Annotated in this window: 8 protein-coding genes, 14 tRNA genes and 2 rRNA genes (1 of these 24 running past the window's edge); 5 read left to right on the top strand and 19 right to left on the bottom strand. The window is 42.7% G+C overall.

The genetic code is table 11. From position 1 onward, the window contains the following. Positions 1-72: 72 nt before the first annotated feature. Both AC0VXV_RS01345 and AC0VXV_RS01340 read left to right on the top strand, forming a co-directional pair. Complete coding sequence (locus tag AC0VXV_RS01345) at positions 73-1,125, top strand: S-layer homology domain-containing protein (RefSeq protein WP_475530007.1); 1,053 nt, start codon at positions 73-75, stop codon at positions 1,123-1,125. Between the two features lie 11 nt (positions 1,126-1,136). Continuing rightward, a complete protein-coding gene (locus tag AC0VXV_RS01340) occupies positions 1,137-1,307 on the top strand; it encodes a leucine-rich repeat protein (RefSeq protein ID WP_475530006.1) in 171 nt (56 codons plus the stop codon). 273 nt (positions 1,308-1,580) lie between these two features. Here AC0VXV_RS01340 and AC0VXV_RS01335 read toward each other — a convergent pair whose 3' ends face one another. Both AC0VXV_RS01335 and AC0VXV_RS01330 read right to left on the bottom strand, forming a co-directional pair. Then, positions 1,581-2,567: an MBL fold metallo-hydrolase gene (locus AC0VXV_RS01335; RefSeq protein WP_475531379.1), complete on the bottom strand. Its 987-nt coding sequence runs from the start codon at positions 2,565-2,567 to the stop codon at positions 1,581-1,583. Positions 2,568-2,705: 138 nt separating this feature from the next. Further along, on the bottom strand, positions 2,706-3,215 hold the full coding sequence (locus AC0VXV_RS01330; RefSeq protein WP_475530005.1) for a DinB family protein: 510 nt from the start codon (positions 3,213-3,215) through the stop codon (positions 2,706-2,708). Positions 3,216-3,267: 52 nt separating this feature from the next. On the opposite strand from AC0VXV_RS01330, the gene AC0VXV_RS01325 reads away from it, so the two are divergent. Further along, a complete protein-coding gene (locus AC0VXV_RS01325) occupies positions 3,268-4,029 on the top strand; it encodes an IclR family transcriptional regulator (protein WP_475530004.1) in 762 nt (253 codons plus the stop codon). Between the two features lie 29 nt (positions 4,030-4,058). Here AC0VXV_RS01325 and AC0VXV_RS01320 read toward each other — a convergent pair whose 3' ends face one another. Next, complete coding sequence (locus AC0VXV_RS01320) at positions 4,059-5,273, bottom strand: FAD-dependent monooxygenase (protein WP_475530003.1); 1,215 nt, start codon at positions 5,271-5,273, stop codon at positions 4,059-4,061. A gap of 240 nt (positions 5,274-5,513) precedes the next feature. Here AC0VXV_RS01320 and AC0VXV_RS01315 point away from each other — a divergent pair, with 240 nt between their 5' ends. Together AC0VXV_RS01315 and AC0VXV_RS01310 are read left to right on the top strand one after the other, a co-directional pair. Next, complete coding sequence (locus tag AC0VXV_RS01315) at positions 5,514-6,464, top strand: fumarylacetoacetate hydrolase family protein (protein WP_475530002.1); 951 nt, start codon at positions 5,514-5,516, stop codon at positions 6,462-6,464. A 62-nt stretch (positions 6,465-6,526) separates the two neighbouring features. Further along, on the top strand, positions 6,527-7,651 hold the full coding sequence (locus AC0VXV_RS01310; RefSeq protein ID WP_475530001.1) for a cupin domain-containing protein: 1,125 nt from the start codon (positions 6,527-6,529) through the stop codon (positions 7,649-7,651). Between the two features lie 450 nt (positions 7,652-8,101). On the opposite strand, the gene AC0VXV_RS01305 is transcribed toward AC0VXV_RS01310, so the two are convergent. From AC0VXV_RS01305 to AC0VXV_RS01230, 16 genes are all read right to left on the bottom strand, one after another. Then, a tRNA-Glu gene (locus AC0VXV_RS01305) sits at positions 8,102-8,173 on the bottom strand. A gap of 2 nt (positions 8,174-8,175) precedes the next feature. Beyond that, positions 8,176-8,251, bottom strand: a tRNA-Asn gene (locus AC0VXV_RS01300). 9 nt (positions 8,252-8,260) lie between these two features. Then, positions 8,261-8,337, bottom strand: a tRNA-Ile gene (locus AC0VXV_RS01295). A gap of 6 nt (positions 8,338-8,343) precedes the next feature. Beyond that, a tRNA-Phe gene (locus AC0VXV_RS01290) sits at positions 8,344-8,419 on the bottom strand. A gap of 9 nt (positions 8,420-8,428) precedes the next feature. Further along, a tRNA-Asp gene (locus AC0VXV_RS01285) sits at positions 8,429-8,504 on the bottom strand. A 26-nt stretch (positions 8,505-8,530) separates the two neighbouring features. After that, positions 8,531-8,623 (bottom strand) — tRNA-Ser (locus AC0VXV_RS01280). Positions 8,624-8,642: 19 nt separating this feature from the next. Continuing rightward, positions 8,643-8,718, bottom strand: a tRNA-Ala gene (locus AC0VXV_RS01275). Positions 8,719-8,726: 8 nt separating this feature from the next. Then, positions 8,727-8,803 (bottom strand) — tRNA-Pro (locus AC0VXV_RS01270). A gap of 24 nt (positions 8,804-8,827) precedes the next feature. Continuing rightward, a tRNA-Arg gene (locus AC0VXV_RS01265) sits at positions 8,828-8,904 on the bottom strand. A gap of 27 nt (positions 8,905-8,931) precedes the next feature. After that, a tRNA-Leu gene (locus AC0VXV_RS01260) sits at positions 8,932-9,020 on the bottom strand. Between the two features lie 4 nt (positions 9,021-9,024). Then, a tRNA-Gly gene (locus tag AC0VXV_RS01255) sits at positions 9,025-9,099 on the bottom strand. A gap of 50 nt (positions 9,100-9,149) precedes the next feature. After that, positions 9,150-9,225, bottom strand: a tRNA-Lys gene (locus tag AC0VXV_RS01250). Between the two features lie 6 nt (positions 9,226-9,231). Further along, positions 9,232-9,307: transfer RNA gene (locus AC0VXV_RS01245), tRNA-Thr, on the bottom strand. 9 nt (positions 9,308-9,316) lie between these two features. Next, a tRNA-Val gene (locus AC0VXV_RS01240) sits at positions 9,317-9,392 on the bottom strand. A gap of 9 nt (positions 9,393-9,401) precedes the next feature. After that, a 5S ribosomal RNA gene (gene rrf, locus AC0VXV_RS01235) occupies positions 9,402-9,517 on the bottom strand. 87 nt (positions 9,518-9,604) lie between these two features. Beyond that, positions 9,605-11,240, bottom strand: a 23S ribosomal RNA gene (locus AC0VXV_RS01230) (it continues 1,293 nt past the right edge of the window).

Here is an 11,240-nt window from a genome sequence, read left to right as displayed (position 1 = left end):
ATATAAAGTAAGTGGAAATCAGAGAAAGTCGTGTTAAAGTAAAATTAATCCAATTATAAAGGAGGCTTTTTTATGAAACGCTTCTACTTAGCGATTATTTTAGGGATGTCTTTTTTTATTTTTCCGGCTAACTCAGTGGCAGCAAAGCAAGTGTTTAAAGATGTTCCACCAGACCATTATGCGTACGATGCGATTAAATGGGCATATGATTACAATATTATAAACGGCTATGCTAACGGGACATTCCGTCCAAACCAACCAGTCACAGAACAACAATTTGCTCAAATTTTTGTAGGCTATTTTGATTTGGAGCCTGTCTCGGAAGAGCTCGAAAAGTTTACACCGAAAGCAATCCCATCGGATACAAACTATAATACGCTTACCGCCTATAAAGTACCTTTAAACGGGTACTTTCATAACAGCATTCGAGGAGCTGCTGTAAAACGTGGAACTGTTGCACAGGCAATTGCCTATATGGCAGATGGACAAACGACTTTAAGTAACGCAATCCGTTTTTTGTTGGATCATGATATTTCTAACGGACAAAATGCAAAGTATGAGCAAACCAACTTACAGCGTTTTTTCGGTACAACAAATAATTTAACGCGTGCACAGCTCGTTCTATTTTTTTATAACATGCAAAACAAAAAATTCTTTTATCGTTCTGACATTGCAGAAGAAAGCTTTGCTGGTAATAGTCCGCTTTATCAACGTGCTTCCTCAGCCCGCAATATGCTTGATCGCTCATTGCGCGCAGGTGCAAACTGGTCCCCTGCACCCGACAAGAAGCCAAATAAAACTTGGAACGGCGAGTATACGTATTTTCATACTTACGGGAAAGGTGATCTTGATTCAAAGGGTCGTGTATTAACAATCTCTAATAGTAAGAAAACCGGTTTCCAATTAACCTATTATACGTATGACGGTTGGGCATCCGGCACGATTGAAGGGACAGCGACATTTACATCCGATACAAAAGCACGGTTAACTAAAACAGCGGACGGTGACCGGTGTGTTATTGAGTTCGAAAGGCTTACTAATAAGACAATTAAAACAACCGAATTTTACTGTGAAACTGGCCGTGATCAAGGAACAACATATAGTGGAACGCTCACTTTAGAGTAATAAAAAGGTTCTTGTCTAATAAGGTGGCAGGAACTAAAAATATAAAAGTATTGAAAGAAGCTGCGTTTGCGAACAATGCTCTAAGTTCGATTACGATCCCTTCTAAAGTAACAACAATCAGCAGTGGCGCCTTTTTCAATAATACGCTGACAAAGCTGACAGTTCCTGCAAATGTACAGTAACTAGAGTTCAGTTCATTGCTTATGAACCCGCTCAAAACTATTACATTAAAAGGAAAGAAAACAACAATCATCAAGTCCGCTAATATTAGTAAAGCGTCTGCTTATTATCAATTTGGTATAAATACAAAACCGCTGAACAATCTGTATACAACGAGCAAGTATACAAAAGCTTTCGCAAAATGGAATCAGCCAACAACTCCGACAACACTTTATGTGAGATGGAAATAATAATCTATAACAAAAACAGCTGCCTCCCCAGGCAGCTGTTTTCATTTATTTTTCAATCAAACTTGTAACCGTAAAATACCACTCCCCGTCCCGCAACTCATGCACAATCAAACCGCGCTGTTCTGCCAGGAGCGTTAATCCGATAATTTCAGAAATTATAAATGTAAAATACTTCGCAAAACGGGCACCGTAGATTGCTTCTCCTAATTGTTTAGCCGTATGATGTCCTTCACTAACTTTGGATACAATCTTTTGCAGCTTGTATTCTATTTTACTTAAGCTTTTCTCCATCACTTCATTCAAGTTTTCAAAAATTTCTTTATGCCCGGCAAATACGATGTGCACATGGTAAGCTTTCATTTTCTCAATCGAGTCTATATATTGGCCAATCGGGTTCGTTATGTTACCTGAATCGTCATGGTCGATTAAAGCATTTGTCATACCAGTGGCCAGTAAAAAGTCCCCTGCAAATAACCAGCCCGTCTCCTCATCAAACAAACAGATCGAGTCCGGTGAATGCCCGGGAGCGGACACTACCCGTAACCCACCGATTTCTTGCCCGTCTTCCAGTTTTAGAATCCGCGGATAGATCATTACGTGTTCTTTATTGTGAAGGGTATTCTCCATTTTTGCCATTCTTTCACGGGCAAATTCTGGTACACCGTATTGCTCATACAACCCATAGTAAAAGGTAAGCTTCTGCTGTAAGTAATCATCTTCACACTTCAAACGGGGAATGGCGATTTCACTGGCATAGACTGGAACCGGGTATTCACTCGTAATTTTATTTACTACCCCGATATGATCATTATGAAAATGCGTTAAAATAATACGGGTAATTTGGTTAATTTCAATATTATATTCCTTCAATTGCTGATAGAAAAACTGCTCAAATTCCTCATTTTTAATACCTGCATCAATTAATGTATAGTCTTCTCCATTTTGGTAGACATAACAGTTAATACTCGCCAATCCACTATAGTCAGAAGGGAAAATAATCGGGTAGACTGTTTTATTACCTGTTTTTATCATCGCATCCACTTTTCCACCTGCTCCCACTGTTTTGTACGCAGAAAGGGCATGCCCCGAAATCCATTCCAGACAGCCCTCTCTATTGTATCTTTATAATACCTTACTATACGCACATCAAAAAGTGGATACTTCCGATTCTTACTCTACCTTTTGCGGCTGTATCAATTCTAAATGACGTTGCATCTGCCCTACATGACTTTCAGCATGCAATACAACTAGATGACTGATTAGAAATGATAACGGCTTGCCATCAAAATTCAGATTGTAGCTAGGGGCTGTTTTCTCTAAATCCTCCTGTTGCACTTTTGCAAAGCTTTCGTTAACTAAAGGAATGAGCGAATTCAGCCTTTCAATCGCTTTTTCCTTTGAAACAGTCGCTACATAATTTTCATCTACCGCAGCTAAACGACGGACATGTTCATGGTTACGTCCCCATTTTGCTCCTGGTACGACTAGGAGTGCCTCTAAGTCGGCTACCCAAAACTCGATTGCTTCAATGATATGTGCAGCGATTTGCATAACCGACCATTTTTCTTCGGATGGTTTTTTATACAGCACTTCCGTCTCTGTTATACTTATTAGATCAACCATACTATTGATGCTTTTCTCGAAACTTTCAAACTTCTTTTCCATAACATTAGTTTTCATGATATAATCTCCTTATTTTGAATGACTTTTTAAGAAAGGTGAATAGAATACTATGTCAAGCAGTACTACAATCGGATCATTAGCATTAGGTATTCAAATTATCGATGTCGTTGCACAAAGCGACCACCCACTTCGTTTTTCCGATATTCAGGAACAAACCGGCATTTCTAAAAGTAATCTCTATAAATATTTAAATACACTTATCCAATTAGATTTGCTTTATCGTGATCAAAAGACCGGTAGCTATTCACTCGGCTATAAATTTTTGGAATACGGGAATGCTGCCATGCAAAACGACGATTTTATCGAACGCCTTACACCCTATTTTAAAGAACTTAGCAATCTCACAAATATGACGACATTGCTGTCGCTTTGGGTAAATGATTCCCCCGTTATCACAAATATTTGGAATACGAATTTTGGCTTAAGTATCGGTGCGCAAGTCGGTACGAAACTACCGATTAATTCTTCTACAGGAAAAATCTTTGCGGCCTATGCTAATTCCTTGGAAATTACGAACTGGATTGAAGCTCAGCAAAATGAACTTGCCAACTTTGATGTTGCGGCTTTTCAACGCGAGCTGAAAGGAATTCGCAAAAACGGGTTTTCGTTTGCACATGAGCCGCTTGTCCGTCATGTTTCCTCAATCGGTTTACCGATACTCAATTACAAAAATGAGCTTGTCGGCGCAATTACGGTTGTTGGCTTTGAAGAAGACGTCCCTACAGACACTTCATCTGAAATGTTGCAGCAAATTATTGAAATGAGTAAAGAAATGTCGACTGTATATGGCTTTAAAGAGAAAGGGAACTAATCCCCTTTCTCTTTTTAATTTTCCGTTATTCAGCACTTAACTTCACTTTTGCGTGTGTTGAAGTAGTTATATAAAAAGCCTGCTACATCATAGTTTGTTTCCTTGTGACTGCCGAATAAATGATTGCGCAATAACACAAGCGCACGGTCAAGATCGTCAGCTGTATCGGCATGAATAATTTCACCCCAGCGACGTGCTGAATTTTGTACCATTGCTGAACGAGGTTGGCGCTCTTTCTGGTAGCGTAGAAATGCTTCATTGTATGTTGCTTCATTTTCCAAAGCTTCCCCTAATACATAAGCATCTTCAAGTGCCTGTGCACCGCCTTGTGCTAAATATTGAAGCATTGGATGAGCAGCGTCTCCTAATAGTGTTACATTTTCATCTGTCCAGTTTTCAATTGGAAGACGGTGGAACATCGGCCAACGGAATTGAGTCGAAATATATTTTAACGCACGCTCTACATCCGGATGTGCACCTTCAAAGCGTTGTTGCATTTCTTCCGGAGTACCCCAATCGCCTTCCGGTTTATAGTCATATGTTTTGAACACAACGACTTGATTATATAACTCACCACGACGAACAGGATATTGTACTAAATGTAAGTTCTGTCCAATCCACATAATAACATCATCCATTGCAATATCGCCTTCAGCAGTAATTTCTTCAATCGGCAATGTCCCACGGTATGCTACATACTCTGAACAGATCATTTCATCTTGAGAAAATAGCTTACGTACATTTGATTTAATACCATCTGCCCCGATTGCTGCTTCTGCTGTATAGGACTCACCACGTTGGTTTGTAATCGTTACTTGACCAGGCGTTTGTGATACTGTTTGGATTTGCTCATCGTTTTTAAATGAAATACGGTTATTTTTCAGACATGCTTCATATAAAACACGGTGTAGGTCCGAGCGGTGCAATACAACGTACGGCTGTTTGAAACGTTCCTGGAAACCGTCAGTCAAATCAAGTACAGCTAATTCCTTTGCCGTATAAATATCTTTAAGCACTAAGCGCTTCGGCACGACCGCTACATTCAATATCTCTTCTTTAACACCTAATTGATCCAATACATGCAGTGCATTAGGTGCTAATTGGATACCTGCTCCTATTTCTCCGAATGCAGGTGCTTGTTCTAATACTGCTACCGTTTTATCTGTGCGTTGTACTATTGAAAGCGCTGTCGCTAAACCACCAATTCCCCCACCTACTACAATTACATCACTAATATTCGTCATCTTATTACCTCCAATTATATAAATAGAGAACTTTGTTTGCTATAATGAAAATGTAACGTAAAAGAGAAACATTTGTCAACAAAATTTCTAAATTTACTGATAACTAATTGATAATTAATAGGTATTAATTAATTTATTTGAAAGATTTTTCTGAAAAATATTGACTTTACTACCTAAAATACTTTATATTTTCTTTAAATAGAGAACTTAGTATTCTATTTCGATAAAAGGAGGATCATTATGAAATTAGTTAACTATACAATCAACGGTATTACACGTGCCGGTGCGATTGTGGATGAACAAGTAATCGATTTAAACCACGCTTATGAAACGAAATTGCAAGCAGAAGGTGAATACCGCTATAAGGAAATTGCCCATGCTTACGTGCCGGCAACTACAGATGGTATTTATCAAGGCGGGAAAAAATCTATTGAATTGGCACAACAAGCTGTCGAGTTCATTTTAGAAAATCCAAACGCTTCTAATACGAAAGCAGTTTTTGAGCGTAGTGAAGTACATGTTGGTGCTCCAGTATTGAATCCAGGAAAGATCATTTGCGTAGGTCACAACTACCGTGAACATATTTTGGAAATGGGCCGTGAATTGCCAACACATCCCGTTATTTTTGCTAAATTTGCCAACACACTTTTAGGTCCGGATGATGATATTCCATTCTATCCGATTTCTGAACAGCTTGATTATGAAGCGGAGTTTACATTTGTAATTGGTAAACAGGCTCGTAATGTTTCAGAAGAAGATGCATTGGATTATGTAGCTGGCTATACAATTACGAACGATGTTACTTACCGTGATATCCAACGTCGTACATTACAATGGTTGCAAGGTAAAACAGTAGATGGTTCTGCACCAATGGGACCTTACTTATTAACATCTGATGAATTGCCGGATCCATCAGGATTATCGGTTGTATTGACAGTGAATGGCGAAGTACGTCAGCAAACGAATACGGCTAATTTAGTATTCTCAGTACAGAAGCTGGTTGCTTTCCTATCCAATTTAATGACACTTGAGCCAGGCGATGTGATTTTAACAGGTACTCCAGGTGGGGTTGGTGTTGCTATGAACCCTCCGACTTTCTTAAAAGACGGCGATGTTGTCCGTATCGAAATTGATAAAGTCGGCGCATTGGAAAATAAAGTGGCTGCTGCAAACGTTCCTGTAGGTGTATAACATTTCAGTACGGTAAACGGTTTTCTTTTTGCAAACAATTACTATTAAAGGAGTGAAGAAGTATGGCAGGAGTATCAGAAGAAGTAAAAGAGTTTATGAAAAGTGACACAGTAAAAGATTTTACGAAAGATATTGAACAATATCATTTAGGTCCACTTTGGGAAGCCATTCCGGAAATTATGAATCATACACCAAAGCCACAAGCACAAGCTTACCTTTGGAGTGATGAATTAATTAAAAAGAAAATGGGCGAAGCAGCACAAATTTTTACACCGGACCGTGGTGGAGAACGTCGTGCAATCTATTTCCAAAACCCAGGATTAACATATCGTCAGCCATGGGGTTGGGCATCTACTACGCAAACGATTTATGTAGCGGTCCAAATGTTGCTGCCGGGTGAAAAAGCCCCTTCTCACCGTCACTCTCAATCAGCATTGCGCTTTATTTCTGAGGGACAAGGCGCATACACAATTGTACAAGGTGAGCGTATTTTCATGGAGGAAGGCGACTTCTTAATTACACCTAAAGGGTTATGGCACGGTCATGAGCATGTTGGCGATGAGCCGATGTTGTGGACAGATGCGCTTGATATCCCGACTTTATACGGGATCGGCGGTACTTTCTTCGATCCTTATGAAGGAGGTTTACAAGAGCCGAATATTCCGGATAACTTCACGGAAAAGCGTTATCGCGGAGGAATGGTACGCCCTGTCGGTGATGACAAGTATACAGTAGCACCACTTGCCAACTACAAATGGGATCGTACTGTTGAAGGAATCAAAGGCTTAATGTCATTTGATCCGGATCCGCACCATGGCTTTGCTGTTGAATACATTAATCCTTCTACAGGTAAAGCAGCCAACCCTACGTTAGGTACACGTATGCAGCACTTACCAGCTGGCATGCACACAAAAGCTTTACGCCACACACACTCTACTGTTTATCAAGTGCATAGAGGTGAAGGCTATACGGTTATAAATGGTACACGCTTCGATTGGAAGAAAGGTGATTACTTCGTCGTTCCAAACTGGGCTTGGTATGAGCACTTTGCTTCTAAAGATTCCTACTTATTCTCTGTAAACGATATTCCGATTATGGATCGTTTTGAATTAGAAATCGAGCAAGCATATGAGTCAAATAATGGTTACCAAGAAGTGACTGGAGAATTTAAAGCAGCATTCCGTTAATTTGGGTTCTATAAAAATGCTACTCCTATTTTTATAGAACAATACAAATTAGTACAACAATTGAACTTTGAACATGTGTCCAACTATCCCTTTTTATATAGAATTATTAAACAAAATACACTATATCAAAAAAAGCATCCTACATTGATCAATCGTCCATGCCGAAGGCGATTGTCAGTAGGATGTTTTTTATTGGTGAGTAAATTTGTAACTGTGATATGATCTGTCATTTGTAGTTGCATCAGTAAATTGGAAGGACTATTAGATAACAAACATTTTGGCAATCGTCCTCTTTTACTTGTTAGTAGGAGCACAAATACTTTGAGCTGATGCTTTCCTTATCTTGGATTTAGAAGAAAATATACTTTATATAAGTGTGGAAACTTAAGTTTTTACAGAAAACAAAAAACACATTGCAAAATTTGCAATGTGTTTTCTTTCAAGTGTATATGACCCGTACGGGATTCGAACCCGTGTTACCGCCGTGAAAGGGCGGTGTCTTAACCACTTGACCAACGGGCCAATGGCTCCGAAGGCAGGACTCGAACCTGCGACCTGCCGGTTAACAGCCGGATGCTCTACCAACTGAGCTACTTCGGAATAATACTATGGTGGGCCTAAATGGACTCGAACCATCGACCTCACGCTTATCAGGCGTGCGCTCTAACCAGCTGAGCTATAGGCCCATAATATGGTGGGTTTGGACGGAATCGAACCGCCGACACTTAGAGCTTCAATCTAATGCTCTACCAACTGAGCTACAAACCCATAAAAAAATGGCGGTCCCGACCGGGATCGAACCGGCGATCTCCTGCGTGACAGGCAGGCATGTTAACCGCTACACCACGGGACCAACATCTAAGGAAAAAATATTAAAAATGGAGGAGGTAGAGGGATTCGAACCCCCGCGCGGTGTTACCCGCCTGTCGGTTTTCAAGACCGATCCCTTCAGCCAGACTTGGGTATACCTCCAAAGGGAATAAAATATAAATGGTGGAGCCTAGCGGGATCGAACCGCTGACCTCCTGCGTGCAAGGCAGGCGCTCTCCCAGCTGAGCTAAGGCCCCATAACTAATGGTCGGAATGACAGGATTCGAACCTACGACCCCTTGGTCCCAAACCAAGTGCTCTACCAAGCTGAGCTACATTCCGAATATGTCAGTAAAAAATATATTATGGCGCGCCCGGCAGGAGTCGAACCCACAACCTTCTGATCCGTAGTCAGACGCTCTATCCAATTGAGCTACGGGCGCGCATTATTAGAGATTAGAATTATAAAATGGTGCCGAGGGCCGGAATCGAACCGGCACGGTGATCACTCACCGCAGGATTTTAAGTCCTGTGCGTCTGCCAGTTCCGCCACCCCGGCATTTTGGAGCGGAAGACGAGGTTCGAACTCGCGACCCCCACCTTGGCAAGGTGGTGTTCTACCACTGAACTACTTCCGCAAAATGCTTAAGATCTTTTATATCTGACAGTATGTATAATTTTATAAAACTGGTGAGCCATGAAGGACTCGAACCTTCGACCCTCTGATTAAAAGTCAGATGCTCTACCAACTGAGCTAATGGCTCTCTAAATGGTGCCGGCGAAAGGAGTCGAACCCTCGACCTACTGATTACAAGTCAGTTGCTCTACCAACTGAGCTACACCGGCACTTAGAAATGGTGGAGGATGACGGGCTCGAACCGCCGACCCCCTGCTTGTAAGGCAGGTGCTCTCCCAGCTGAGCTAATCCTCCAATATTCTAGCGAAGCGACGTCCTACTCTCACAGGGGGAAGCCCCCAACTACCATCGGCGCTAAAGAGCTTAACTTCCGTGTTCGGTATGGGAACGGGTGTGACCTCTTTGCCATCATCACTTCACTATATTGGGCTTTAAACAAGCCTATGTAAAAGAATTTTCATTCTTTCAAAACTGGATAAACGTTTCATTGAATTGCGCAATAAAATGTGGTTAAGTCCTCGACCGATTAGTATTCGTCAGCTGCATGCGTCACCGCACTTCCACCTCGAACCTATCTACCTGATCGTCTTTCAGGGGTCTTACTTACTTGCGTAATGGGAAATCTCATCTTGAGGGGGGCTTCATGCTTAGATGCTTTCAGCACTTATCCCGTCCATACATAGCTACCCAGCGATGCCTTTGGCAAGACAACTGGTACACCAGCGGTATGTCCATCCCGGTCCTCTCGTACTAAGGACAGCTCCTCTCAAATTTCCTACGCCCACGACGGATAGGGACCGAACTGTCTCACGACGTTCTGAACCCAGCTCGCGTACCGCTTTAATGGGCGAACAGCCCAACCCTTGGGACCGACTACAGCCCCAGGATGCGATGAGCCGACATCGAGGTGCCAAACCTCCCCGTCGATGTGGACTCTTGGGGGAGATAAGCCTGTTATCCCCGGGGTAGCTTTTATCCGTTGAGCGATGGCCCTTCCATGCGGAACCACCGGATCACTAAGCCCGTCTTTCGACCCTGCTCGACTTGTAGGTCTCGCAGTCAAGCTCCCTTATGCCTTTACACTCTACGAATGATTTCCAACCATTCTGAGGGAACCTTTGGGCGCCTCCGTTACCTTTTAGGAGGCGACCGCCCCAGTCAAACTGTCCGCCTGACACTGTCTCCTACCCCGCTAAGGGGCATGGGTTAGAAGTTCAATACAACCAGGGTAGTATCCCACCGACGCCTCCTTCGAAGCTGGCGCTCCGAGATCTCTGGCTCCTACCTATCCTGTACAAGTTGTACCAAAATTCAATATCAGGCTACAGTAAAGCTCCACGGGGTCTTTCCGTCCTGTCGCGGGTAACCTGCATCTTCACAGGTACTATAATTTCACCGAGTCTCTCGTTGAGACAGTGCCCAGATCGTTACGCCTTTCGTGCGGGTCGGAACTTACCCGACAAGGAATTTCGCTACCTTAGGACCGTTATAGTTACGGCCGCCGTTTACTGGGGCTTCAATTCACAGCTTCGCTTGCGCTAACCGCTCCTCTTAACCTTCCAGCACCGGGCAGGCGTCAGCCCCTATACGTCACCTTACGGTTTTGCAGAGACCTGTGTTTTTGCTAAACAGTCGCCTGGGCCTATTCACTGCGGCTTCTCTAGGCTATGCACCCAAAGAAGCACCCCTTCTCCCGAAGTTACGGGGTCATTTTGCCGAGTTCCTTAACGAGAGTTCTCTCGCACACCTTAGGATTCTCTCCTCGACTACCTGTGTCGGTTTGCGGTACGGGCACCTCTCACCTCGATAGAGGCTTTTCTTGGCAGTGTGAAATCAGGAACTTCGCTCATACGAGCTCGTCATCACAGCTCAACGTTAAAGTATGCGGATTTGCCTACATACACGCCTTACTGCTTGAACACGCGCAACCAACGGCGTGCTTACCCTATCCTACTGCGTCCCCCCATTTCTCAAACGGTGAGGAGGTGGTACAGGAATATCAACCTGTTGTCCATCGCCTACGCCTATCGGCCTCGGCTTAGGTCCCGACTAACCCTGAGCGGACGAGCCTTCCTCAGGAAACCTTAGTCATACGGTGCATGGGATTCTCACCCATGTTTCGCTACTCATACCGGCATTCTC

The sequence above is a fragment of the Solibacillus sp. iso_87 genome, assembly GCF_056173085.1.
The sequence above is the reverse complement of the archived record's forward strand: the minus strand, read 5'-3'. Positions and strand labels throughout refer to the sequence as shown.